Source organism: Streptomyces sp. NPDC051214, assembly GCF_040682375.1.
GTDB lineage: Bacteria > Actinomycetota > Actinomycetes > Streptomycetales > Streptomycetaceae > Streptomyces.
Genome location: NZ_JBFBAT010000019.1, coordinates 69,187 through 96,130, shown reverse-complemented (window position 1 = coordinate 96,130; position 26,944 = coordinate 69,187). Strand labels below are relative to the sequence as shown.

The following is a 26,944-nucleotide window of genomic DNA, read 5'->3' as shown; positions in this document are numbered from 1 at the left end:
TCACCGGTCCTGGTTCTGGCCGAGCTCGTTGTCGATGAAGTCGAGGACCTCGGCGGCCGTCGCCGACTCCAGCCGGGTCAGCACGGTGTCGGAGGTGGTGGCGTCGGAGGAGTCGTCCCCGGCCGCCGCCTTGCCCGTCAGCGCGTGCTGCATGGCGGTGAGGCGCAGGGCGATGTCGTGGCGCAGTTCGTCGTCGGCCGGCAGCTCCGCGAGGGCGGCGTCGAGACGGCCGAGGTCCTCGTAGACCTGCGGTGTGGCCGGTGTCCCGCTCGCCGGGTCGAGTGCGGTCAGGAGGTGGGCGGCGATGGCGGCGGGCGTGGGGTGGTCGAAGACGAGGGTGGCGGGCAGGCGCAGGCCGGTGGCCGCGTTCAGGCGGTTGCGCAGTTCGACCGCGGTGAGCGAGTCCAGGCCCAGCTCCTTGAACGGCTGCTCGGAGTCGATGTCCGTGGCCGTGTTCCTGCCGAGTACGGCGGCTGTGTGGTCGCGGACCAGGCCGACGAGGAGGCGGTGCCGTTCCGTCTCGGGGGTGTCGGCGAGACGGCGCGCCAGCGAGCCGGAGTCGGCGGCGGTACCGGCCGCGGGCCGGGCGGAGGCTCGTACGAGGCCACGCCACAGCGACGGCAGGACGCCCGAGTCGGCGAGCTCGCGCAGGCGCGCCAGGTCGACGCGGGCGGCGAGCAGCAGGGACCGGTCGACGGCGGACCCGACGTCGAACATGTCGAGGGCCAGGTCGGTCGGCATGGGCAGGACCCCGTCGCGCCCGAGCCGGGCCCGGCCTTCGCCGCCGATATGGGCGGACATGCCGCTGACCTGCTCCCAGAACCCCCAGGCCAGGGAGACGGCGGGCAGGCCCTGGGCGCGGCGGTGGGCGGCGAGCGCGTCCAGGAACACGTTGGCCGCGGCGTAATTGCCCTGGCCCGGCATGCCCATCACTCCCGCTCCTGCGGAGAAGAGGACGAAGGCGGTGAGGTCGAGGTGCCGGGTGGCCTCGTGGAGGTTGACCGCGGCGTCCACCTTGGGACGCAGTACCCGCTCGAACTGCTCAGGCGTCAACGACCCGATCAGTCCGTCGTCCAGCACACCCGCTGCATGCACAACCCCTCGCAGCGGGAACTCCTTGGGGATGGCGGCGATCAGCTCGTCCAGCGCCGCACGGTCGGCGACATCACAGGCCGCCACACTCACCCGCGCACCGAGGCCCGAAAGCTCCTCCGCCAGCTCCTTGGCGCCCTCGGCCCGGTCACCACGCCGGCCGGCCAGGATCACATGCCGTACGCCGTGCTCCACCACCAGACGCCGCGCCACCAGACCACCCAGGACACCCGTACCGCCCGTGACCAGAACACTCCCGTCCCGGTCCCAGCCACCCGGCATCCGCAACACCAACTTGCCCACATGCCGCGCCTGACTCATGAACCGCAACGCCTCAGGCGCCCGCCGCACATCCCACACCCGCACCGGCAGAGGGCTAAGGACTCCCGCCTCGAACAACCCCACGATCTCCGCCAGCGTGGCGCCCAAGCGGTCCGGGCCCGCGTCGCGGCCGTCGAAGGCGCGGTACGTGACACCGGGGTGGTCGGTGGCCACTTGGCCGGCGTCACGGATGTCGGTCTTGCCCATCTCGATGAAGCGGCCGCCGCGTGGCAGCAGCCTCAGGGATGCGTCCACGAACTCACCCGCGAGGGAGTCCAGGACCACATCCACCCCGCGCCCGTCGGTCACCCCGAGGAACTTCTCCTCGAACTCCAACGACCGGCTCGAAGCGATCTCACTCTCCTCGAAGCCCAACTCCCGCAGCACACCCCACTTTTGAGGGCTGGCCGTGACCAGGACGCGGGCGCCGAGATGCCGTGCCAGTTGTACGGCGGCCATGCCGACGCCGCCGGTCGCCGCGTGCACCAGGACCGTCTCGCCCTCGCGCAGACCCGCCAGATCCACCAGGCCGTAGTACGCCGTCAGGAAGGCGGCGGGGACCGATGCGGCCTGTTCGAAGGTCCAGTCATCCGGCATACGGACGAGGAAGCGGCGGTCGACCACCACGACGGGGCTGAACGCGCCGGGCATCACGCCCATGACGCGGTCGCCGACGGCGAGGTCCGTGACATCGGGGCCGGTCTCCAGGACGACGCCCGCGGCCTCGCCGCCGATGCCCTCGTGGTCGGCGACCATGCCGAGGCCCACGACGACGTCGCGGAAGTTGATGCCCGCCGCGCGCACGGCGAGCCGCACCTCGCCCGGCCGCAGCGGTGTGTGCGTCTCCGGGCGGGAGACCAGGGCGAGGTCGGCGAGCGTGCCGTGGCCGCCGGACTCGACCCGCCAGTCCGTCCGGCCCGGCGGCGGCACGAGGCCGCCGTCGCTGCCGACGCGGGCGAGCCGCGGCATCAGCAGTTCGCCGCCGCGCCAGGCCAGTTGGGGCTCGTCGGCATCGAGGGCGCGGGCCAGGGCGGGCCTCGGCGCGCGGTCCTCGCCGGGGTCGGCGTCGATGAGCACGAACCGGCCGGGGTGCTCGGCCTGCGCGGAACGGATCAGACCCCACAGCGGGGCGGCCGCCAGGTCGGTGACGCCGTCATCGGCGGTGACCGCGATCGCGCCGCGCGTCAGCACGACGAGCCGGGTGTCCGCGAGGCGCTCGTCGGCGAGCCAGCCCCGCAGGGTGCCGAGCACGTCGAGCAGCAGCCGGCGGGCCCGCGCGGGGATGTCGTCGGCGTCGGGCGCGGCGCAGGTGAGCACGGCGCCGCGCGGTGCCGGTTCGCCTGCGTCGATGGCTGCCGTCAGTTCCGCGATGTCCGTGTGGCTCCGTACGCGTGCGCCGCCTGCCGTCAGGGTCTCGGCGGCGGCGAGCGGGTCGGTGCCGAGCACGGCCCACGTCGCTCCGAGAGAGGCGGCCGGGGGCGTGGTGTCGGGCGTCCAGTCGATCTCGAACAGGGCGTCCGCGGCGGGGTTCTGGTGGGCACGCAGCTGTTGGGCGGTGACGGGGCGGGCGACCGAGGAGTCGATGTGCAGGACGGGCCGGCCCGTGGGGTCGGCGACGTCGACGCGGACGGCGCCCACGCCGCTCGGTGAGATGCGTACGCGCAGGTCGGTGGCCCCCGCGGCATGCAGGCGCACACCGTTCCAGGCAAACGGCAGCCACAGCCCGTCGGGGGCGGCACCGCCCACGAGCGCCGCCTGCATGGCGGCGTCGAGAAGGGCGGGGTGCACGCCGAAGGCCGCGGCCTCGTCACGGGCGCCCTCGGGGAGGCGTACCTCGGCGAGGACGTCGTCACCGAGTTTCCACAGGGTGGTCAGGCCCTGGAAGGTGTCGCCGTAGCCGTAACCGCGGGCCGTCAACTCACCGTAGATGTCGCCGACTTCGAGAGGCTCCGCTCCGGCGGGGGGCCATACGCCGAGATCCGCGGAGGGAGCCTCGGTGGTGTCGCCGAGTACGCCCGTCGCGTGGCGCAGCCAGCCGCCGTCGCCTGTCCGGGAGTGCACCGAGAAGGCCCGGCGTCCCTCGTCGTCCGCGGGCTCCGCCGCCACCTGGACCCGCACGTCGCCCGTCTCGGGCAGCACCATCGGTGCCTGCAGCGTCAGCTCCTCGACGCAGGCGCAGCCCGCTTCGTCGGCTGCCCGCAGGGCGAGCTCGATGTAGCCGGTGCCGGGCAGCAGGACCACACCCGCGGCCGCGTGGTCGGCGAGCCACGGGTGGGTGCTCAGCGAGAGGCGCCCGGTGAGCAACACCCGTCCGCTGTCCGCCTGTTCGACGGCTGCCGCGATCAGGGGGTGGCCGGTCGCGGTCACGCCGAGTGCGGAGGCGTCCGTGGCGCGGGCCCTGGTGCCGAGCCAGTAGCGGTCGTGCCGGAAGGCGTAGGTGGGGGCCGGTGCGGGGCTGACGCCCTGGTAGGGGGCCGTCCAGTCCACCGGGGTTCCCGCCACCCAGGCCGCGGCGAGCGAGGTGAAGAACTGACGCAGTCCGCCCTTGCCGGTGCGCAGGGTGCCGACGGCCGTGACCTCGGCGTTCAGGGCGTGGGCGGTCTCCTCGATGCCGATGGTGAGGACCGGGTGGGCGCTGTTCTCGACGAGGACGCGGTGGCCGTCGCGCAGCAGGCTGCGGACGGCGGCCTCGAAGTCCACCGGTTCGCGGCCGTTGCGGTACCAGTACGCGGCGGTGAGCTCGCCCGGGTCCAGGAGGTCGCCGGTGACCGTGGAGTAGAAGGGAACGGTGGCCGGGCCGGGCCTGATGTCGCCGAGAGCGTTGAGCAGTTCGTCGCGGATCTGCTCGACCTGCACGGAGTGCGAGGCGACGGACACGGGGATGACGCGGGCGCGGATGCCGTCCTCGACGCAGCCCGCGACGAGGGCCTCCACGGCGGCGCGGTCGCCGGACACCATGGTCTGACGGGGCGCGTTGCGGCCGGCGACCGTGAGGTCGCCGGGCAGGCCCGCGAGGCGCTCGGTGACCCGCTCGGCGGTCAGCGACACCGTCGCCACCGCTCCCTTGCCGGTCAGCGCCCGCGCGAACAGGCCGCTGCGTACGACGACGACGCGGGCGCCCTGTTCGACGGTCAGCGCCCCGGCCACGCAGGCCGCGGCGACCTCTCCCTGGGAGTGGCCGACCACGGCGGCGGGCCGCACTCCGTGGGCCTCCCAGAGCCGGGCCAGGGCCACTTGGACGGCGAAGAGGACGGGCTGCAGTTGGTCGATGCGCTCCTGCCAGCTCTCGTCGTCGCCGCGCAGCAGCTCCACCACCGACCAGCCGGTGAGCGCGCGCACGGTGCTGTCGCACTCCTCGACGGCCGTGGCGAAGACCGGTGCGGTGTCGAGGAGTTCGCGTGCCATGCCCCGCCAGTGGGTGCCCTGGCCGGGGAAGACGAAGGCGACCCTGGCGGCGCGGCCGCCCTGGGCGCGTGCGGTGCCGCGCACCACGTGCCGGGGGGTGCGCTCGTCGCCGAGCGAGCCGAGTCCGGTGGCCAGTTCCTCGGGGCCGTCGGCGATCACCACGGCCCGGTGCGAGAGCGGGGTGCGCCGGGCGAGGGTCGCGCCGAGTCCGGGTAGACCGTCGGCCCGGAGGGCGGCCACGTGCCCGGCGAGGCGTTCGCCCTGTCCGTCGAGGCCGTCGGCGCCGACGCCCGAGACGACGTACGGCAGGACGGAGGGCAGCGCAGGCGCGGGGGCCGCCGTGGTGTCGTCCTGCGGGGCTTCGGCGGGTGCCTCTTCGAGGATGACGTGGGCGTTGGTGCCGCTGATGCCGAACGACGAGACGGCGGCGCGGCGCACCCCTTCGGCGCCGGGCCAGGGGCGGGCCCGGTCGAGCAGACGCACGGTGCCCGGCTCCCAGTCGACGTGCGGGGTCGGCTCGTCGGCGTGCAGGGTGGGCGGCAGGATTCCGTGGCGCAGGGCCATCACCATCTTGATGACTCCGGCGACACCGGCGGCGGCCTGGGCGTGGCCGATGTTGGACTTGACCGAGCCGAGCCACAGCGGCCGGTCCTTGGTGTGCGCCGTGCCGTACGTGGCCAGGAGTGCCTGCGCCTCGATGGGGTCGCCGAGGGTGGTGCCGGTGCCGTGCGCCTCGACCACGTCGACGTCGGCGGGGGTGAGGCCGGCGTCCGCGAGGGCCTGGCTCATCACGCGCTGCTGGGAGGGCCCGTTCGGGGCGGTGAGGCCGTTGCTCGCACCGTCCTGGTTGACGGCGGAGCCGCGGAGCACCGCGAGGACGGTGTGGCCGTGGCGGCGGGCGTCGGAGAGCCGCTCCAGGACGAGCAGGCCGACGCCCTCGCCGGGTCCGAATCCGTCGGCCGCCGCCGAGAAGGCCTTGCTGCGGCCGTCGGTGGCCAGCGCCCGCTGCCGGGAGAACTCGATGAACTGGGCGGGCTGCGCCATCACGGTGGCGCCGCCCACCAGCGCCATGGTGCACTCGCCGCGCGCCAGGGCCCTGGCGCCCAGGTGCAGGGCGACCAGGGACGACGAGCACGCGGTGTCGACGGTGAACGACGGGCCTTCGAGACCGAGGACGTAGGAGAGGCGGCCGGAGACGACGCTGAGGGTGTTGCCGGTGACGGCGTACCCCTCCGCGTCGGGCGGCACGTCGGTGAGGTCGGGCAGGTAGCCGGAGTCGGAGGCGCCGACGAAGACGCCGGTACGGCTGCCGCGCAGCGTTCCCGCCTCGATGCCCGCGCGCTCCAGGGCCTCCCAGGCGACTTCGAGCAGGATGCGCTGCTGCGGATCCATCGCCAGGGCCTCGCGCGGCGAGATCCCGAAGAACTCCGCGTCGAAGCCCGCCACGTCGTCGACGAAGCCGCCCGCGCGGCCGTACGTCTTGCCGGGGCGGTCGGGGTTGGGGTCGTACAGGCCCTCGATGTCCCAGCCCCGGTCCCGTGGCAGGTCACCGATGCCGTCTCGGCCCGTGGCCACGAGGTCCCACAGGGTGTCGGGGTCGGTGATGCCGCCGGGGAAACGGCAGGCCATGGAGACGACGGCGAGCGGTTCGCGGGCCGCGCCCGCCTCGTCGGCCAGTTCCTCGTTCAAGGTGCGCAGCCGCTGGTTCTCCGTCAGCGCGGAGCGCAGTGCCTCGACGATCTCCTCGGTTGATGCGGGCATCGTCAACTCCGTTCCTGGGGGCGGTGCGTGAGCTGGATGAGGTCGTCAAGGGTCATCTCCGCGATGGCGGCGGCTTCGTCGCGTTCACGGGTCTCCCGCGTGTCGCCGGGCGGCTGCGGGGTGTCCGCGGGCTCGGGGGCCAGACGGGTGTCGAGGAGGGCGGCGACGGCGGCCGGTGTCGGGTGGTCGAAGATGAGCGTGGCGGGCAGGCGCAGACCGGTGGCGGTGTTGAGCCGGTTGCGCAGCTCGATGCCGGTGAGCGAGTCGAAGCCGATGCCCTTGAAGGGCTGCTCCGCGTCGACGCTCTGGGTCGCGGGGTACTGCAGGACGGCCGCGACCTGGGCGCACACCTCCTCCAGGAGCGCGTTCTCCCGCTGCGCCGGAGTGAGCCCGGCGAGCCTGCGGACCAAGGGGGCCTCCGCGGTGGAGTCGTCGGCGGCCTCCGGTTCCCAGACGCGACGCACCTCGGGCAGGTCGCCGATGAGCGGGCGGCGGCGGGCGGCGCCGAAGACCTCGGCGAAGCGCTCCCAGTCGTTGTCGGCGACGGTGATGAACGTGTCGTCGTGGTCGAGGATCTGCCGCAGGGCCCGCAGGGCGAGGTCGGGGTCCATCAGGCGTACGCCGCGTTCGGCGAGGTGCTCGGCGGCGCCGCTGGACATGCCGGGCCCGTCCCAGGCGCTCCAGGCGACGGCGGTGGCCGACGTGCCCTCGGCGCGCAGCTCCTCGGCGAGCGCGTTGAGATACGCGTTGGCCGCGACGTACGCGCCCTGCTGGCCGCCGCCCCACACGCCCACGGTCGAGGAGAACAGCACGAACGCGTCCAGGGAGGGGCCGTCGAGCAGGGCGCGCAAGTTGCGGGCACCCTCCACCTTGGCGGCGAACACGTCGACGTATTCGGCGAGTTCGGCCACGGACACGGTGTCCCGGGAGCCCTTGAGGCCCGCCGTGTGGAACACCGACGTGACCGGGTGCGCGGCGGGGACGGTGGCGAGCACGGCTGCCAGTTGCGTGGGGTCCGCCACGTCGCAGGCGGCGATCGTCACCTGGACGCCGAGCGCGCTGAGTTCGGCCTCCAGGTCGGCGGCGCCCGCGGCCGTGGGGCCGCTCCTGCTCAGGAGCAGCAGGTGCTCGGCGCCGTTGTGGGCGAGCCAGCGGGCGACTTGAGCGCCGATTCCGCCGGTGCCTCCGGTGACCAGGGCGGTGCCGCGCGGATGCCAGCGACGGACGGGCGCACGCCCGGCGAGCGGAGCGCGCACCAGACGCCTGCGGTGCAACTGGTCACCGCGTACGGCGAATTCACTCTCGTCGTCGTCCGTGGCGAGCGCGGCGGCGAGGAGTCGTCCGGCCGTTTCGTCGGCTTCCTCGGGCAGGTCGATCTGGCCGCCCTTGCGCCGCGGGTTCTCCAGCAGGGCGACCCGGCTGGTGCCGAGGACGTGCGCCTGCCGTGGGTGGGCCGGCGGGTCGGACTCGCCGACGGAGACGGCCCGGGTGGTCGCCCACCACACCGGGGCGTCGCTCGCGAGGTCGTCGAGCGCCTGGAGCAGGGTGACCGCGGCGGCCGCGCCCGCGGTGAGCTCCTTGTGGCGGCGGTGTGCTTCCTCGTCCAATGCGAGCAGGGAGAGCACCCCGGCGGGCTCGGTCTCCTCGGTGGCCGCCCGCAGCTGCTTGGCGAAGGCCTCCCGGTGCGCGTCGGCGGCGTCGAGGACCACCTGGCGTACGTCGGCTCCGTGGGCGCCGAGCACCTCGGCGCAACGGGCCACCCAGGGGTGCTCCACGCAGGCGGACGGCACCACGAGCAGCCAGGGGCCGCCCAGTTGGAGTGCTGCGGGCGCGGGCAGGGGCTGCCACTCGACGGTGTAGCGCCAGGTGTCGAGCACGGCGTCCGCGTGGCGTCCGCGGCGCCAGGCCGAGAGCGCGGGCAGGGCCGCCGCCAGGGCCTGCGCGGCCTCGCCGTCAAGCCGCAGGGTGCCCGCGAGCTCTCCGGCGTCGGCGCGCTCCACGAGGTCCCAGAACTCGGTGTCGGCGGGGTCCGCCTGCGTGCCGGCCGGTGCGGCGGCGAGGTCGGGCAGGTCGACGGCCGTGGCGGGGGCGGGGGTCAGGGCACGCCAGTCGACGGACACGCCCCGTACCCAGGCCTGGGCCAGGGCGGTACGGAACCTGAACAGGCTGCCGTCCTTGCGGCGCAGGGTGCCCAGGGCCACGGCGGGCGATCCGACCTCGTCCACGGTCTGCTCGATGCCGGGAAGGACGACGGGGTGGGTGCTGATCTCGATGAACGTCTCGTGCCCTGCCTCCAGCAGGCTCCGTACGCCACCTTCGAAGTTGACCGGTTGGCGGGCGTTCCGGTACCAGTACGCGGCGGTCAACTCCCGGGTGTCCACGGCCTCTCCGGTCACGGTCGAGTAGAAGGGGACGTCCGCTCGGCCGCCCTGGATGCCGTCCAGTGCGTCGAGCAGGGTTCCTTGCAGCCGTTCGACCTGCGGCGAGTGGGACGCGTAGGTCACCGGCACGACGCGGGCCTGGAGTCCATCGGCGACGCAGGCGGCCACCAGCTCCTCCACTGCCGCTCGTTCGCCCGAGATCACGGTGGAGGAGGGGCCGTTGAAGCCGGCGACGACGACGGCGTCGCCCTCGTCGAATCCGAACTGGGCGATACGATCCCGCACTTGATCTGCCGGGAGGCCCACGGACGCCATCGCGCCCTTGCCCGCGAGCTCCTGCGCAAGGATGCGGCTGCGCAGGACCATGACGCGTGCGGCGTCTTCGAGGGACAGCGCCCCGGACACGCAGGCCGCGGCGACCTCCCCCTGCGAATGCCCGATCACTGCCGCGGGACGCACCCCACACGCCTGCCACAACCGCGCCAACGACACCTGCACCGCGAACATCACCGGCTGCAACACATCGATACGCTCCAGCCAGCCGTCCTCCTCCCGCCCGAGAACCTCCACCACCGACCAACCGGTCAACGGCTCGATCACCGCCGCACACGCGGCCACCGACTCCGCGAACACCGGCGAACTCTCCAACAACTCCCGCGCCATCCCCCGCCACTGAGACCCCTGCCCGGGAAACACGAACACGGGGTCCGTGGCGGTGGAGCGGGCGGACCCGACGACGGTCCGACGGGTCTCGCGCCCCGCGGCGACCGCGGCGAGCCCCTTGAGCAGCTCCTCCCGACGGTCGGCGAACAGCACGGCGCGATGCGGTGCCGGGGGAAGAGCCGCGAGCGCGGAACCGACACCGGCTAGGGCGGCAGCGGGTTCGGCGTGTAGGTATGCGCTCAACTCCCGCGCCTTGTCGCGCAGTTCCTCAGCCGAGGTGGCGGAGAGGACGCAGGGTGTGAGGGCTGCCGCGTCCCGGTACCAGTAGCTGCGACGCTCCCATGGGTAGACGGGGAGGCTCACCGTGCGTCCGCGCGCGGGAAGGCGGGCGGGAAGGCGGGCAGGAAGGCGGGCGGGCGGCTCGTATCCGCTGACGTAGAGCTCCGCCGCCACGAGCGCCATTTGCCGTACGGGGTCGGGGGCGTCCGTGGTGGCGGGGTCCGGCACCTCGGGGTGGACCGGGAGAGCGTCCGGCGGTACGGCCGCCGACGCCTCACCGGGACCGGCGCCGCGCTCGGCCCAGGCCTGCGCGGCCTCGGCAGGTGTCAGACGACCGGCCGCCCAGTCGGCGCTGACCTGCCCGACGCCCTCCCCTGCGTTGCTGTGCGCGACGACGCCGAACGTCGACCAGAGGTGCGTGGCGGCGATGTGGTGCGCGAGCAGCCCGCGTTCACCGACGGCCTCGCTCGCCCGGTCAAGGGCGCGGGCGTAGGCGGGCTGCTTCTCCAGGGCGGCGCACACGGAGGCGTCCGGGGCCTGACCGGCGTACCAGAAGGTGACGGACCGAGCCGCCTCCCCCGTCACGTGACCGGTGCGCAGGTTCGGTGCCGTACGGCCCGCGGCGGCCGCTTCGAGCGCGGCGATCATCTCGCCACGGTCACCGACCACCGCGAGCCGGTGTTCCAGGAGGGAGCGGCGGTGGGCCGCCGTGAACACGAGCGCGTCGACGGCTTCCGGGTCGAGGTCCCGCAGGCGGCGCGCCATGCGGCGGGCGGCTTCGGGCAGGGCGGACGCGGTGGCCGCGGTGACGGGCAGGACGTACGGGGCGCCGGAGTCGGCACCGGCATCGGCGCGCGCGGACGGCGGGCGCGGAGCGGCTTCCACCAGGACGTGGGCGTTGCTGCCCGCGAGCCCGAAGGAGCTGACCCCGGCGCGGGCCGGGCGCGGTCGCGCCGGCCAGTCGCGCGGTGCGGTCGGCACGGCGAGGGGCATGGTGTCCCAGTCGACCCGGGTGGTGAGCCGGTTCAGGCGGTGCGGCGGGATGGTGCCGTGGTGCAGGGCGAGGACGACTTTCAGGAGTCCGGCGATGCCGGCGGCCGGGGCGAGGTGCCCGATGTTGGCCTTCACGGACCCGATGAGCAGCGGTTCCGCTTCTCCCCTTCCGGGGCCGAACGCCTCGGCCAGGGCCCGGACTTCGATGGGGTCGCCGATGCGGGTGCCGGTGCCGTGGGCCTCCACGTAGTCGACCTCGTGGGGCTGCCAGCCCGCCCGGTCGAGCGCCTCCCGTACGACGGCCACCTGGGCGGCGCCGCTGGGTACGGTCAGGCCCCCGCTGGCCCCGTCCTGGTTGATCGCGCTGGCGCGCAGCACGGAGTAGACACGGTCGCCGTCGCGTTCGGCGGCGGCCAGGGGCTTGAGGACGAGCGCGGCCGCGCCTTCGCCCCAGCCGAGGCCGTCGGCGCCGTCGTCGAAGGCCTTGCAGTGGCCGTCGGGGGCGAGGGCGCCGCCCTCACCGTTCATGGCCACGAGGACGGTGGGCGCGGCGATCACGTTGGCGCCGCCCACCACGGCGACCTCGCAGTCCCCGCCGAGCAGGCCCTGACAGGCCAGGTGCACGGCGGTGAGGGATGCGGAGCAGGCGGTGTCGACGGCCATGCTCGGGCCACGCAGCCCGAGGAAGTACGACAGCCGGCCGGGTGTCGCGGCGAAGGAGGTGCCGGTGCCGTAGTAGAGGTTCACGTCAGCCATGTCGCGGGTGAGCATCTGCTGGTAGTCGGCGGTCTCCAAGCCGACGTACACCCCGACGCGGCTCCCCTCCAGATCGCGCGGCCGGCAACCGCCGTCCTCCAGGGCTTCCCAGGCGACCTCGAGGAACAACCGCTGCTGCGGGTCGAGGGACTTGGCCTCGCGGGGCGAGATCCGGAAGAAGGGCGCGTCGAACCCGGCGATGTCGTCGAGGTATCCACCACGGGTGGGCAGATCCCCCCCGACCTCATCCCACACAGGATCCTCACGCCGCCGAGCAGGCAGGTTCCCGATGGCGTGCCGCCCGCGGGCAAGAAGATCCCAGTACGCATCGGGGGTACTGGCCCCGGGCAGCCGACAGGCGACACCGATCACGGCGATGGAGTCGCCGACGGGGGCATCGCTGCCGGCAGGGGCGGTGTCCGGTGCGGGCTCGGCGGTGCGGGCAGCCTCGGGCGTCTCGGCTACCGGCTGCGGCTCAGCGACGGGGTGGGTCGCGACGCGGGCCGTCGGCGCGGACTCGGCGGCCAGTGCGTCGATGCGGTCGGCCATCGCGGCCCTCGCGACCGCCTCGGCTTCCGGCTGCGCCTCAGCGGCGGGGCGGGTCGCAACGCGGGCCGCCGACGCGGACTCGGCGGCCGGTGCGTCGATGCGGTCGGCCACCGCGGCCCTGTCGACCGGCTCGGCTTCCGGCTGCGGCTCGCCGACGGGGCGGGTCGCGACGCGGGCCGCCGACGCGGACTCGGCGGCCGGCGCGTCGATGCGGTCGGCCATCGCGGCCCTCGCGACCGGCTCGTCTTCCGGCTGCGGCTCAGCGGCGGGGTGGGTCCCAGCCAGGGTGGTCGGTGCGGCCTTTGCGAACGGTGCGTCGGCGCGGTCGGCCATCGCGGAGTCTGCGGGGGCGGGCTCCGGAGCGGAGCCGGCAGCACGTGCGGCCTCGTCCGTCCTGGCCGTCGCGGCCGCCTCATACTCCGGGCACGCCTCAGCGGCGGCGCCAGTCGCGTCCCGGGCCGTCGGCGCGGCCTCGGCGAACGGCGCGTCGGTGCGTGCGGCCGTCGCGGCGTCGGCGGGGAGGGAGCCCGGTGCGGGCTCCGCAGCATGTGCCGCCTCGACCGTCGCGGCGTCGGCGGAGTGGGGCTCCGGTGCGGGCTCGCCAGCGAGCGGCGCCGCAACCGTCGTGGCCGCCTCGGCCTCCGACTGCGCCACAGCGCCGGTACGGGCCGCGCCCCGGGCGCTCGGCGCGGACTCGACCGCCGGTGCATCGACGCGGTCGGTCTCCGCGGGCCCGGCAATCTGGTCGGCGTCAGGCGGGGCGGTAGTTGCCTGCGTCTCCAAGTACGCCGCCAGGTCCTGCACCGTCGGGTGTTCGAAGACGATCGGTACCGGGAGGGCCACTCCGAACTGGGCCTGGAGCCTGGTGCGGAGTTCTGCGGCCGTCAAAGAGTCCAGGCCCTGCTCGAACAAGCCGCGTCGGCGCAACAGCCGCTGGTCCGGCGGCAGGTCCAGCACCGCGCGGATCACCTCGGCGACGCGGTCGGCGATGGTGACGCTCTGGACGGAGGGTGCTGTCGGTGTTGTCTGCGCGGGCACGGTCCCCTTTAGTACCGGCTCCGCCGCACCCAGGAGCTGAGTTCCCGGGTCCGAACCGTGGTGGCCCCGCTCAACGCCAGGCAGCCAGTGGCGGTCGCCGCCCCAGGTCGGCACGGGCAAGGTGCGGAACTGGCGCGGCCTTCCGGTGACCCGGTCCCAGTCGACGGGAACCCCGGCCACATGCAGCCGGGCCAGCGTCTTGTGCAGCGCCACCGGGCCCCGCTCCGCGCGGTGCAGCGTGCCGGTGACGGGTGCGCGGCGGCCGGTGCGGCGTACCGCGTCGGTGAGGGGCCGTACGAGCATGGGGTGCGGGGCGATCTCGACCAGCGCGTAGTCACGCTCGCGGAGGAGCCGCTCGATCGCGGGCCACAGCTGCACCGGCTCCACGAGGTTGCGCCGCCAGTACGCGGCGTCGGGGCGGCGCAGGTCGTCCGCGGGGTCGACGGTGGACAGCAGACGAGTGGTCGGCTCGGCGACGGACAGACCGGGCCCCCCATGCCCACCGGACCGATCGGCCCCATCGGCCTCACCGGACCCACCGGACCCCCCAAATCCCCCAGACCCACCCGACAGCGTCTCGAACAGCGCGTCCGCGCAACCGCTCAGCGCCGGGCTGTGCGCCGGGTACTCGCTGTTGAGCCGCTTGCAGCGCAGGCCTGCCGCCCGCAGCGCGGCCACGGCAGCGTCGAGGTCGGGTACCGGGCCCGAGATGACCGCCGAGTCAGGGCCGTTGACGAGGGCTACGACGACCTGGGGCCAGGCCCCGCCCAGCAGTTCGCGCACCTCGTCGGCGCCGGCGGACACCGCGTACATGAAGCCGAGGCCCGCGGCCCGCGAGTGCAGGATGTCCGCCCGCTCGACCACCAGCCGGGTGGCGTCCGGCAGCGTGAGGCTGCCCGCGGCGTACGCGGCGGTGATCTCGCCGAGGCTCTGGCCGATCACGGCGGCCGGGGTCAGACCGCGCTCGGCGAGCCAGCGGGTCAGCGCGACCTGCACCGCGAAGATCGCGGGGTGGGCGCGGTCGGTGCGGTCGAGCCGGTCGTCGGTGGCCCGCAGCGTGTCGAGGAGCGACCAGCCCGCGTGGGCGCGGATGAGCTCATGGCACTCGTCGAGGGCGTCTCGCACGGTCGGATCGGCGGCGTGCAGATCGAGGGCCATGTGGGGCCAGTGACCGCTTTGCCCGGAATAGACGAAGACGGCGGGCGGCGGGTCGTCGGGGTCCTCGACGGTCGCCGTGCAGGCGTCGCGGGGCGGGTCGTCGGGGTCGACGAGCGTGTCGACGAGGTCCCTGCGGCCGGTGGCCACCGCCGCGAACCGGTGGGCGTCATGGGTACGGCGCGTGGCGGCGGACGCCGCGAGCTCGCCGAGGTCGTTCTCCCGCGCCACCTGCTCGCGAAGGAGCGCGACCTGCGTGGCGAGCCCCTCAGGGGTGGAGGCCGACGCCAACAGGACGTAGGGAGCCGGAGGTTGAGGGGCGTCCGGCGCCCCTGCGGGAGCGCGGGCCGGGACCGGAGCCGGAGCCCCCTCGGCGACCAGGTGCACATTCGTGCCGCTCAGGCCGAAGGCGCTCACGCCCACCCGCACCGGAACGCCCGCGCGGGCCACGTCGGTGGTCGTCAGGGGCACGGCGATGCCCGCCGTGGCCCAGTCGAGCGCGGGGTTGAGGCTCTCGATGTGGGGCTGCGCGGGCACCCGGCCCGCGTGGATCACCCACAGGGCCTTGAGCAGCCCGCCGATGCCGGCCGCGGCGTCCATGTGCCCCATGACGGCCTTGAGGGACCCGATGAGCAGCGCACGATCACGCCGCCCCGCCCCGTACACCTCGCTGAGCGCCTCCAGTTCGATGAGGTCGCCGAGCGGGGTGCCGGTGCCGTGGGCCTCCACGTAGTCGACGTCGGCCGCGGACGTGTCCGCCGCGGTCAGGGCGGCGCGCAGCACCGCGGACTGGGCCTCGCCGTTGGGCGCGGTCAGACCCGCGCTGCCGCCGTCGTTGTTGACGGCCGAGCCGCGCAGCACGGCGTGGATGCGGTCGTGGTCGGCGAGCGCGTCCCGCAGCCGCTTGAGGACGACGATCCCGCAGCCGTCGCCGCGCACGAGCCCGTCGGCGCGCGCGTCGAAGGGCCGGCAGCGGCCGTTCGGCGAGATCGCCCCGACCTGGCTCATGAACACGCTGATGTCGGGGGTGATCTGGAGGTTCACGCCACCGGCCAGGGCGGTGTCGCTCTCGCCCGCGCGCAGGCTCTGGCAGGCCTGGTGCACCGCGAGCAGCGAGGAGGAGCAGGCGGAGCTCACGGTGGCGACGGGGCCGCGCAGGTCGAAGCTGTAGGCGAGGCGTCCGGCGGCGAAGCTCGCCTCGACGCCGCTCGCGTAGTGCTGGCCGATCCCGGCGGTGCCGAGGGTCTTGGCGTGCAGCAGCGTGTAGTCGTTGGAGAGCATGCCGACGAAGACGGCGGTACGGCTGCCCCGCCACTGGCCGAGGGGGCGCCCCGCGTCGGCCATGGCCTCCGCGCTCACTTCGAGGAGCAGCCGCTGCTGCGGGTCGACGCGTCCGGCCTCGCGGGGCGAGATCCCGAAGTACGCGGCGTCGAACCGGTCGATGTCGTCGAGGAAGCCGCCGACATGGCTGACGACCGTGCCCGGCCGCTCACGCCGTGGGTCATGGATGGCCTCGCCCCACCGGTCCCGAGGGACCTCGGTCAGTGCGTCGGCACCCGATTCGAGCAGCTCACCGAGCGCTTCCAGGGTGCGGACGCCCCCGGGGAAGCGGCATCCGAGACCTACGACGGCGATGGGTTCGGGAGACCGAACGCTCACCTCGTCTCCCTCCGTTGTCGTGCCGTTGTCGTACTTCGAACCGTGCGTTTCCGTCAGGGCCCTGCTTCAGGACGCCGGCGCCGCGGCCACCGTGTGGACCAGCGCGGTGATGGACCGCACATTCTTGAAGTTGGCCGCGTTGATCTTGTTGGCGGGAACGGCGACTCCGAGCTCGTCGCGAATGAACTGCAGAAGAAGAAGCGTGTGGAGGGAGTTCATGATGCCCAGTTCGAAAAGCGGCGTCGTCTCGTCCAGTTCGGACTCGACATCTCCGTCCATGTGCTTGTTCTTGATATAGGTGAGGATCTTCTCTGTGATCTCGTCGCCGGGCATACTTCCTCCGCTGCTCGAATGGGGCCCGCAGATTTTGGCGGTGTGGGACGGACAGGCACGACAGAAGCCGATTCGAGGGTAGGAAACCGCCGTCGGGCCGTCATCCCCTAGATCGCGAGGTGATCCCCTAAAGGCGGCGCGACGGCGCCGAGGCGCGAGCTAGGGGGCGCTTAGGGGTGGCCCGGGGCCGCTCTCCACTTCTACCGTTCCTTCGGCGGGATTCGGCCACGTGACCGCGGGACATTGCTGACCGGCAGCCAGGGCGGAGCGACCCGAATCGACTTGGCGATGAATACGAGGGGCTGACGCTACGTTGGCGAATGAAGAGAAGCTGCGGCAATACCTGAAGAAGGTCACTGCCGATCTCCAGAATTCCCGCCGCCGCGTCCAGGAACTCGAATCGCGCGCGGCCGAACCGATCGCCGTGGTCGGCATGGCCTGCCGATTCCCCGGGGGCGTGACGTCCCCGGAGGATCTGTGGCGGCTCGTCGACACGGGCTGCGACGCCATTTCTCCTTTTCCCGCGGACCGCGGCTGGGACATCGCGGGGCTGTACGCGCCCGATGCGGACGGCCTGGAGAAAGCGGGCACGTACGAGGGCGGATTCCTCGACGACGTCGCCGAATTCGACGCGGAGTTCTTCGGGATCGGCCCGCACGAGGCGCTGGCCCTCGACCCCCAGCACCGCCTGCTCCTGGAGACCTCCTGGGAAGCCCTTGAGCGGGCCGGCGTCGTGCCGGAGCGGCTGCGCGGCAGCAGGACCGGGATCTACGCGGGCCTGGTGTACGGCAACTACGGCCCGCACTCGCGCGAGAAGCCGCCCCCGGGCCTGGAACCGTATCTGGGCCTCGGCGGTTCACCGAGCGCGGCCACCGGCCGGATCGCCTACACCCTGGGGCTCGAAGGGCCGGCGGTCACGCTCGACACCGCCTGTTCGTCCTCGATGGTCGCGCTGCACACGGCGAGCCGGGCGCTGCGCGGCGGGGACTGCACGCTGGCGCTGGCGGGCGGTGTCGCGGTGATGGCGACGCCGGACGCCTTCGAGGAGTTCGGGCGGCGGCACGGTCTCGCGCGCGACGGGCGCTGCAAGGCGTTCTCGGCCGACGCCGACGGCATCGGCTTCTCCGAGGGCGTGGGCATGCTGGTCCTGGAACGGCTCTCGGACGCCGAGCGCAACGGCCGCGACGTCCTTGCCGTGCTGCACGGCTCCGCGGTCGGCCAGGACGGGGCGACCAACGGCCTCACCGCGCCGAGCGGCACCGCCCAGCGCAATCTGCTGCGTCAGGCGCTCGCCGACGCCCGCCTCACCCCCGACCAGGTCGACGCCGTGGAGGCGCACGGCGTGGGCAGCGCCATGGGCGACCGCATCGAGGCGGGCGCCCTGCTCGAGGTGTACGGGCAGGGGCGGCCCGCCGACCGGCCGCTGTGGCTGGGCTCGGTGAAGACCAACATCGGCCATCCGCACGCCGCGAGCGGCGTGGCGGGCGTGATCAAGACGGTGCTGGCGCTGCGCCATGAGCGGCTGCCGGGGAATCTGTACGCGGACCGGCCGAGCGAGGACCTGGACTGGGCGGCGGGTCCGCTGCGGCTCGTCGCCGAGTCCCGGCCGTGGCCGCGTGACGCGCGGCGGCCCCGGATCGCGGGGGTGTCGTCGTTCGGCATCAGCGGCACGAACGCCCATGTGCTCCTGGGTGAGGCGCCGCGCCCCGAACCACGCGCCGACGCGGCGGCCCCCGAGGGTGTCGCCGTGCCGTGGGTGGTGTCGGCGAGGACCCCGGCGGCGCTGCGCGAACAGGCCGCCCGGCTGCACGCGCATCTGGCCGACCGTCCCGAACTGCCGCCGCTGGACGTCGGGTTCACCCTGGCCTGCGCCCGGACCTCGTACACGGAACAAGCGGTACTCGTCGCGCCCACCTCCGCCGAACTCATGGACCTGCTGAGCGCGGTGGCGCGTCAAGAAAGGGCCGCGAACACCGAGACCTCGCCCGGCGGCGGGACGTTCTGTCTCGGCGGTGCCGTCGGCGCGGACAGCCGGCGTCTTTACGAGCGGTTCCCCGCCTTCGCGCGGGCCTGGGACGAGGTCGGCAAGGCGCTCGACGGCAACGACACGGACGACTGCGCCGAGTTCGCGTTCACCGTCGCCCTCCACCGGCTCCTCGAATCCTTCGGTCTGCGCCCGCGCTCGCTGGCCGCGCGTACGGGCGCCGGGGAGGCCGCCGCCGCCCACCTGAGCGGCGCGCTCTCCCTGACCGACGCCTGCACGCTCGCCGCCGCCCTCGCCGACGAGGCCTCGCTCGCCTCGACGGTGGAGGGGCTCACTTTCGCGGCACCCACGACCCCACTCGTCTCGGCGCATACTCAACAGCTGCTCACGGAGGCCGAGTTGAGCGTTCCGTCGTACTGGCTGGACCGCGCCGGTCCCGGTGACCTCGACCCCTCGTACACCTGCCTGGACGCCTCGCTCGCCGACCCCGTGGCCGTGCTGCGGCTCCTGGCGGCGACCCGGGACGCGGGTGTCGCCATCGACTGGCAGGCCGCGTTCGAGGGCACGGGAGCGCGCCGCGTGGAGCTGCCCACGTACGCCTTCCAGCGGCGCAGGTACTGGCTCGCGCCCCGGGCGGCGGCGGGTGCCGAGGGGGTGTGGGCGGCGCCGGACGTGCTGCCCGCCACTCCCCCCGCGCTGACGGACGGCGAGCGCGCGGAGCTGACGCGGCTTGTCGTCGAGGAGCCCGAGGCCGGGCGCGAGGCGGCCCTGGCCGCGGTGCTCGACCGGGTCGCCTTCCTGCTCGGGCGCGACACCGTCGAGCTGGCCGAACCCCGCACGACCCGGCTCTCCGAGCTCGGCTTCGACTCGCTGCTCACCGTGCGCCTGCGGCACCGGCTGCACATCGACCTCGGCGTGAGCCTCGCCCTGAAGGATCTGCTCGGCGGCGACAGCGCCCTCGGCATCGCGGACCGCATCTGTGCGCAGCTGGTCGCGCGCGGCCTGCTGGCGCCCCTCCAGAACGCGACGGAGGGCGACGTCGAAGTACTGAGCCTGTGACGGCCCGGCTCCTGCCCCCTCTTCCTGCCACCGCATCGCGTGAGGACTTCACCCATGGAGCATGAACTGCTCTCCGAACTGCACCGCCGGGGCATCCGGCTCCGCCTGGCCGACGGGCGGCTCGACGTGCTCGCCCCCGCGGGCAGCCTCACGGACGGTCTGCGCGACAGGCTGCGCGCAGCGCGGGAGGAGCTGATCGAGCTCCTGGGCCGCGCCGATCACGGCGGTCCCGCCGCGGCGATCGCGCCCCGGCCGGAGCAGCGGCACGAGCCGTTCCCGCTCACCGACATCCAGCACGCGTACTGGGTGGGCCGCAACCCCGCGATCGAGATGGGCGGCATCGCCACCCACGCCTATCTGGAGACCGCGACGGAGGACCTGGACGTCGACCGCCTCGCCCGCGCCCTGCGCAAGGTCATCGACCGGCACGACATGCTGCGCGCGATCATCGAACCGTCGGGCCTGCAGCGGGTGCTGCCCGAGGTGCCGGCGTACGAAATCCGTGTCGCGGACCTGCGCGGGCTCTCCGAGGCCGAGCAGGAGGCGCACCTGGAAAGCGTGCGCGAGGAGATGGGCCACCAGGTGCTCCCGGCGGACCGCTGGCCGGTGTTCGACATCCGCGCGAGCCGCCTGGACGACCGGCGGCTGCGGATGCATCTGAGCCTGGACATGCTGATCATGGACGGCTTCAGCATGGACCTCCTCTTCCAGGAGTGGCGCCGCTTCTACGAGGACCCCCGCTGGATCCCCGAGCCCCTCGAACTTTCCTACCGTGACTGCGTGATGGCGCAGTTGGAGGCCCGAGACGGCGCGGACTACGCGCGCGCCGAGCGGTACTGGTCGGAGCGTCTGGACACGCTGCCGCCGGCCCCCGAACTGCCGATGCTGCCCAGCAGGCCCGGCCGTGGGGCGGTGGAGTTCCGCCGTCGGCACTCCGTCGTGGCCAAGGAGCGGTGGGCGGCGATCAAGGAGGCCGCGCGGCGCCGGGGCGTCACGCCGTCGGCGGCCCTGGTGACGGCGTTCACCGACGTGCTGCGCACCTGGTCCAAGGAGCCGGGTCACACCCTGAACCTGACCCTGTTCAACCGCCCGCCCCTGCACCCCCAAGTCGACGCCGTCATGGGGGACTTCACCTCGGTGACGCTCCTGTCGACCGACTCGGAGCCGCTGGACACCTTCGCCGCCCGGGCCGGTGTGCTGCACCGGCGGCTCATCCAGGACTTGGAGCACCTCTCGTACAGCGGGGTGCAGGTGCTCCGTGAACGGGCGCGGCGGCAGGGCGGGATGCCGGGCGCGGCGATGCCCGTCGTCTTCACCAGCATGCTCGGGGCGTCGTCGGACGCCGGTCTGACCGGTGGCCTGAAGTTCCTCGGCGAGATCGTCAACGGCGTCAGTCAGACCCCGCAGGTGTGGCTCGACCACCAGGTCACCGAGGAGCACGGCGAGCTGCACCTCAACTGGGACGCCGCCGAGGAGCTGTTCCCCGCGGGCCTCCTGGACGACATGTTCGCCACCTACGAGGATCTGGTGGGCCGGCTCGGCAGCGACGAGGCCCTGTGGGACGACCCCGGCCCCGCCGTCGCCCTTCCCGCGTGGCAGGAGCGTGAGCGGCTCGCCGCCAACGACACCGAGGCGCCGATTCCCGAGCGCACCCTGTGTTCCCTGGTGGAGGAGCAGGCCGAGCGGACACCGGACGCCGACGCGGTGCTCGCCGCCGACGGCCGGTACACCTACGGCGAACTCCTGGGCCAGGAGCGCCGACTCGCGCACCGCCTGGTCGATCTGGGCGCCCGTACGGACGAGTTGATCGCGGTCGTGATGCCCAAGTGCCGTGAGCAGATCGCCGCGGCCATCGGCATCACCCGCTCCGGCGCCGCCTATCTGCCGCTCGACCCGCAGTGGCCCGCCGCACGCCGTGCCCAGCTGTACGAACGCTGCTCGGTGCGCTTCGCCGTGACCACACCCGAGTTGCGCGAGCGGCTCGACTGGCCGGCCGGCGTGCAGGTGGTGACCTTCGCCGACAGCGAGGTCCGCTCGGCGCCGATCACCCCGCCCGCCGTCGACCCGGCGCCCACCGACCTGGCGTACACCATCTTCACCTCGGGTTCCACGGGGCAGCCCAAGGGCGTGGTGATCGACCACCGGGGTGCGGCCAACACCGTGCAGGACATCAACCAGCGGTTCGACGTCGGCCCGGACGACCGCGTCCTGTCCCTGTCCTCGCTCAGCTTCGACCTGTCCGTGTACGACGTCTTCGGCACCCTGGCCGCGGGCGCCGCCGTGGTGCTGCCCGCGCCGGAGGACGCCCACGACCCGGCGCACTGGTCGGACCTGGTGCGCCGCCACAAGGTGACGGTGTGGAACTCGGTGCCCGCCCTCATGCAGGCGTGGACCGACAGCCTCAAGGACGACAACACCCAAGCCGCCAGGGAGGGTTCGACGCTGCGGCTCGCTCTCCTGAGCGGCGACTGGATTCCGGTGGCCCTGCCCGACACCATCCGCGCGCATCACCCGCGCACCCGGGTGATCAGCCTGGGCGGCGCCACCGAGGCGTCCATCTGGTCGGTGGCGTACCCCATCGGCGAGGTGCCCGACGACTGGACCCGCATCCCGTACGGCAAGCCGCTCGCCCGGCAGACCCTGCATGTGTACGACGAGCGTCTCGAACCGTGCCCGGTGTGGGCGACCGGGGAGATCTACATCGGCGGCATCGGTGTCGCCAAGGGCTACTGGGGTGACGAGGAGAAGACCGCCGAGCGGTTCATCACGCACCCCCGTACCGGCGAACGCATCTACCGCACGGGCGACTTGGGCCGGTATCTGCCCGGCGGTGACATCGACTTCCTCGGCCGTGAGGACTCCCAGATCAAGCTGAACGGCTATCGCATCGAACTGGGCGAGATCGAGGCGACCCTGTCCCGGCAGGACGGCGTCGCCGAGGCGGTCGTCGGCGTCGGCACCAACCCCACCACGGGACGCGCCCAGCTCGTGGGGTACGTCGTGCCCGAGGCGGGCGGCGCCGCGAGTGCAGGGGCGGCGGACGAGGGCGAGCTGCTGCGGGAGGTCACGGAACGGGCCGGCGAACGCCGGATGCGCGAACAGGCCGCACGCGCAACGGACTTGAGCACCGAGGAGCGCACGCATGCCGCGGCGGACGCCCTGTGCCCGCTGGTGATCGCACGGTCCCTGTCCCGGCTCGGATTCTTCCGCGCGGCCGGTGACAGCGCCCGCTGCGAGGACATCGTGGCATCCGGCATCAAGCCCGTGTACCGCGAGTTGATCGGGCGGCAGCTGGGCGAGCTCGCGGCGCGCGGCCTGCTGCTGGCCGACGGTGACCGCGGGGAAGGCGAGACGACGTACCGCTGCGAGCGGCCCTTCGACGCCGACGCACTGGACGCGGAGATCCGCCGCACCCTGGACGGCATGGACGTGACCGGGCCGCACGGCGTGCTGCGCGAGTACTTCGCCCAGTGTGCCGAGCATCAAGTGGCCATGCTGCGGGGCGAGGTGAGCCCCCTGGAGTTCCTGATGCCCGACGGCGACTGGCGCGTGACGCGGGCCCTGTACGCGGACAACCCCGTGGCACAGGTGCAGAACCGCACCGTGGCGCAGGCCCTGCGGACGTTCGTGGACGCCTGGCCGGGCGCCGAACCGGTGCGCGTCCTGGAGGTCGGCGCGGGCACCGGCGGGACCACCGAGCGGGTTCTGCCCGAGCTGCCCGCGGACCGGGTGCGGTACTGCTTCACCGACATCTCCAGCTACTTCACGTCGCGTGCGGAGCAGCAGTTCAAGGCCACGTACCCGTTCCTCGAGCACCGCGTGTTCGACATCGACGCGGACCCGGCCGAGCAGGGCTTCGCCCCCGGCTGCGCGGACGTGATCCTGGCCGCCAACGTGCTGCACGACGCCAAGAGCATCGGACAGACACTGACCCGGCTGCGGGCACTGCTCTCGCCGGGCGGTCTGCTGGTGCTCCTGGAGAGCACCGTCAACATGCCCTCCGCGCTGATCACCGTCGGTCTGATCGAGGGTCTGGCCCAGGAACGCGCCACGGACGAGCAGCGGCTGCCGCTGCTCACGGTGGCGCAGTGGCGGGAGCAGATCGAGACCGCCGGTTTCGACGGCTTCACCTCGCTCCCGGCCGAGGGCGCGCCGGACGACCTCTATATGCACGTACTGATCGCGGCGGCCCCGGGCGGCGCCGCACCCGCCCTGGACGTGGAACTCCTTCGCCAGGGAGTGGAGGAGTCGCTGCCGGAGTACATGGTGCCGCGGCATCTGCTGCTCCTCGACCAGCTCCCGCTGAGCTCCAACGGCAAGGTCGACCGCAGCGCGCTGCCGCTGCCGTGGCAGGAGACCGCCACGGTGACGCGGGTGACGCCGCGTGACGCCGTCGAGCAGCGGTTGTTCGAGCTGTGGAGCGAGGCCCTGGGACGCACGGACTTCGGCGTCGAGGACAACTTCTTCGATCTGGGCGGGGACTCGCTGCACGTGGTGAGCATGCTGGGGCCGCTGCGCGAGGAGCTCGGACTGCACCGCAGCGCCCAGGAGATCGTGGAGGCGCTCCTGGACCGGCCCACCATCGCGGCCCTTGCCGCATCGGTGCCCGAATGGTCGCGCCCGTAGGGCTGTTCACCGGAAAAGCCCTGTTTCCCGGGCAGCGGGCAAGCCGGGGATGGCTGGCTATCATGACGGAAACCTGGGGCGCGCGCCCCGACAGGACCACGCCGCAGTCGCACCGGAGGTGACGCATGTCCTCGCTGTCGAAAGGAGGTCGTCGGCCAGCAGCCGACGCGGGCAGTCCGCCCTCCCCTCGCCCCTCGGGCCTGCGCGAGCGAAAAAAGGCCAGGACCCGTACGGCGATCCAGCGGGAGGCGCTGCGCCTGTTCCGGGAGCGGGGGTACAGCGTCACGACGGTCGAGCAGATCGCGGAGGCCGCCGAGGTCGCGCCGAGCACGGTCTTCAGGTACTTCACGACCAAAGAGGACCTGATCCGGCTCGATGACGACTACTCCCTGCTCACCAGGGCCTTCCACGCGCAGCCCGCGGAGCTGAGCCCCACCCGCGCGCTGCGTTTCGCGCTGCGCGAGATGTTCTCCGGGCAGTCGTCGGACGAGCTGGCCGAACGGATGGAGCGCGAGATGCTCATCCTGTCGGTCCCGGAGCTGTGGGCGGCGAACCTGTCGAACATCACGTCGACGATACCGAGGCTGGCCTCGCTGATGGCCGAGCACACGGACCGCTCCCCCGACGACCCCGAGGTGCGCAGCCTCACCGGAGCGGTCTGCGGGGTGATCCTGATGGTGTGGCTCGACTGGGCCAAGGACCCCTCGATGGACGGCCCCGCCGTCCTGGACCAGGCCCTGGCCCATCTGGAGGCGGGCCTTCCCGTGTCCCCCGCGTCCTCGTCCCCCGCGCCGTCCCCGTAACCCGCGCCGTGGCTACGGCGCGGTGTCGGCCGCGGCCGTGCACCCCAGCGCGCGGCGCACATGGCCGCCGAGCAGGGTGATGGCCTCCGCGGGACGCCGTGCAAGACCGCCCCAGGCCAGGAACCCGTGGTCGAGTCCGTCCCCGTCTACCAGCGTGGTGGGGACGCCGGCCGAGCGCAGCCGGGCCGTGAACTCCCGTATCTGACCGCGCAGGAAGTCGAACTCGCCCGTGGCGACCACCGTCGGCGGCAGCACGCTCAGATCGGGGGCGAGCAGCGGCGACACCTCCGGGGCGGTGCGGTCGCAGTCGCCGACGTACCACTCGATCATCCGGCGCAGGTCGTCGGGCAGCCCGCCGGACGGCGGCTCCGCGCGCAGGTCGACCGCCGGGTAGGCGAGCAGCAGCAGGGCGAGCGCGGGGCCGCCGGACGCGGCGAGGCGCAGGGCTGCGGCCAGGGCGATCTGCCCGCCGCCGCTCTCTCCCACCAGGCCGATGCGGCGCGGGTCGAGGCCGAGTTCAGCGGCATGGCCCGCGATCCACTCGACGGCGGACACCGCGTCGTCGACGGCCGCCGGGTGGGGGTGTTCGGGCGGGCGCCGGTAGGCCACCGAGATGTACGCGGCGTCGCAGGCGCGGGTCAGGGAGCGGACCACCGGGTCGTACGACTCGATGCCGCCGAGCGCCCAGCCGCCGCCGTGGAAGAAGACCAGGGCGGGCTGCGGTTCGGCGGCGCCGTGCGGCCGGTAGAGGCGGGCGGGGCGGCCTGCGACGGTGAGGTCACGGACCTCGGCCACGTCGGGCCGCGGCAGCTTGGACATCATCTGGTCGTGGCGGTCCCGCAGTTGGGACACCGTGAGGGGCTCAGGCATGGGGTCGGCTCCCGTCCGGGGCCGGCTCCTCGAGGCCCATCATGGTGGCGATCCTGTTGCGCTGGATGTCGGTGGTGCCGGAGTAGATGGTGCCTGCCATGGCGCTGCGCACGTCGTGTTCCAGGCCGTACTCGGTCATGTAGCCGTAGCCGCCGAAGATCTGGACGGCGTTGACGGCCGAGGCAAGATTGCCCTCGCTGGCGAGGAGCTTGGCGATGGCGACGTCCACGGTGGCGTCCTCGTCCCGTTGCACCTTGAGAGCCGCGTCGTACAGGGCGCGCCGGGCGGTGTCCACGGCCATGCGCATCTCCACGACGCGGTGCGCGACGGACTGGTAGGAGCCGATGTGCCGGCCGAACTGACGGCGGCTCCTGACGTAGTCGACCGTGCGCTCCAGGCGGTGCTGCATCTCGCCCACGTTGACGGCGAAGGAGCAGAGCACCTCCCACTTCATCACGTGGTCGAAGATGGCGAAGCCGGAGCCGACGTCGCCGAGGACGTTGTGCGCGGGCACCCGGCAGTCGTCGAAGAACAGCTCGCCGAGCGGCGAGGAGCGCAGCCCCATCTTCCGCATGGGGTTGCCGACGGTGAGGCCGGGCCGGTCGCGCTCCACGACGACGGCCGTGATGCCGAAAGCTCCCGCGCCGGGGTCGGTCTTCACATAGACGACGTACAGGTCGGCGACCGGGCCGTTCGTGACGAACGCCTTGTGGCCGTCGATGACCAGCTCGTCGCCGTCGTGCACGGCCCGGGTGCGCAGGGCGAGCATGTCGGAGCCCGCTTCCGGCTCGGAGATGGCGTGGGCGCCGATCAGCTCGCCCGCGGCGGCCCGTGTCAGGACGCGTTCCTTGAGCGCGTCGGAGCCGAAGCGGTCGACGGGCAGGCAGGTGCTGATGAGATGGGTGCAGGCGGAGAAGCTGAGCCCGGTGTCACGGCACCCCTCCCCCAGGCCCTCCAGGACGTGCATCGTGGTCGTCAGATCCTGGCCGAGCCCGCCCCAGGCCCCGTCGACCGGCAGGCCGAGCAGACCGGACTCGGCAAGGAGCCGCCACTGTTCGCGGGGGAACGCGCCGTCCGCGTCCCGTTCGAGATATCCGGTGCTCAGGGGTTTCCCGAGCCCCAGCGCCGCGTCGCGCAGCGCCCTTTGGTCCTCATTCCACTGAATCAACGGTGCATCCTCTTCCGCGAGCTCGAACGGGACCGGGCGTGCGTGGTGC

The 26,944-nt window shown here is 73.4% G+C and carries 8 protein-coding genes; 3 read left to right on the top strand and 5 right to left on the bottom strand.

Going from position 1 to position 26,944, the window contains the following annotated elements:
• The 3 genes from AB0M70_RS37370 to AB0M70_RS37360 all read right to left on the bottom strand — a co-directional run bounded on the left by AB0M70_RS37370 (position 1) and on the right by AB0M70_RS37360 (position 16,385).
• A complete protein-coding gene (locus AB0M70_RS37370; RefSeq protein ID WP_365827466.1) occupies positions 1–6,579 on the bottom strand; it encodes an SDR family NAD(P)-dependent oxidoreductase in 6,579 nt (2,192 codons plus the stop codon).
• A gap of 2 nt (positions 6,580–6,581) precedes the next feature.
• Complete coding sequence (locus AB0M70_RS37365; protein ID WP_365827464.1) at positions 6,582–16,052, bottom strand: SDR family NAD(P)-dependent oxidoreductase; 9,471 nt, start codon at positions 16,050–16,052, stop codon at positions 6,582–6,584.
• A gap of 66 nt (positions 16,053–16,118) precedes the next feature.
• Complete coding sequence (locus AB0M70_RS37360) at positions 16,119–16,385, bottom strand: phosphopantetheine-binding protein (protein ID WP_365827462.1); 267 nt, start codon at positions 16,383–16,385, stop codon at positions 16,119–16,121.
• Positions 16,386–16,698: 313 nt separating this feature from the next.
• Here AB0M70_RS37360 and AB0M70_RS37355 point away from each other — a divergent pair, with 313 nt between their 5' ends.
• The 3 genes from AB0M70_RS37355 to AB0M70_RS37345 all read left to right on the top strand — a co-directional run bounded on the left by AB0M70_RS37355 (position 16,699) and on the right by AB0M70_RS37345 (position 24,857).
• On the top strand, positions 16,699–19,428 hold the full coding sequence (locus tag AB0M70_RS37355) for a type I polyketide synthase (protein WP_365827460.1): 2,730 nt from the start codon (positions 16,699–16,701) through the stop codon (positions 19,426–19,428).
• A 54-nt stretch (positions 19,429–19,482) separates the two neighbouring features.
• Positions 19,483–24,054 (top strand): amino acid adenylation domain-containing protein, encoded by a 4,572-nt coding sequence (locus AB0M70_RS37350; protein ID WP_365827458.1) that lies wholly within the window; start codon positions 19,483–19,485, stop codon positions 24,052–24,054.
• Positions 24,055–24,179: 125 nt separating this feature from the next.
• Entirely contained in the window at positions 24,180–24,857 is a 678-nt protein-coding gene (locus tag AB0M70_RS37345; protein WP_365827456.1) for a TetR/AcrR family transcriptional regulator, read from the top strand.
• 12 nt (positions 24,858–24,869) lie between these two features.
• Here the strand turns inward: AB0M70_RS37345 and AB0M70_RS37340 are convergent, their stop codons facing one another.
• Positions 24,870–25,727, bottom strand: a complete 858-nt coding sequence (locus tag AB0M70_RS37340; protein WP_365827454.1) for an alpha/beta hydrolase — start codon at positions 25,725–25,727, stop codon at positions 24,870–24,872.
• Complete coding sequence (locus AB0M70_RS37335; protein WP_365827452.1) at positions 25,720–26,895, bottom strand: acyl-CoA dehydrogenase family protein; 1,176 nt, start codon at positions 26,893–26,895, stop codon at positions 25,720–25,722. Before AB0M70_RS37335 ends, AB0M70_RS37340 begins: the two co-directional genes overlap by 8 nt.
• Between the last annotated feature and the right edge of the window lie 49 nt (positions 26,896–26,944).

What these genes read in the sequence shown, in the direction of transcription:
- AB0M70_RS37370 (WP_365827466.1), bottom strand. Translation starts at nt 6,579, where the DNA reads ATGCCCGCATCAACCGAGGAGATCGTCGAGGCACTGCGCTCCGCGCTG.
- AB0M70_RS37360 (WP_365827462.1), bottom strand. Translation starts at nt 16,385, where the DNA reads ATGCCCGGCGACGAGATCACAGAGAAGATCCTCACCTATATCAAGAAC.
- AB0M70_RS37350 (WP_365827458.1), top strand. Translation starts at nt 19,483, where the DNA reads ATGGAGCATGAACTGCTCTCCGAACTGCACCGCCGGGGCATCCGGCTC.
- AB0M70_RS37345 (WP_365827456.1), top strand. Translation starts at nt 24,180, where the DNA reads ATGTCCTCGCTGTCGAAAGGAGGTCGTCGGCCAGCAGCCGACGCGGGC.
- AB0M70_RS37340 (WP_365827454.1), bottom strand. Translation starts at nt 25,727, where the DNA reads ATGCCTGAGCCCCTCACGGTGTCCCAACTGCGGGACCGCCACGACCAG.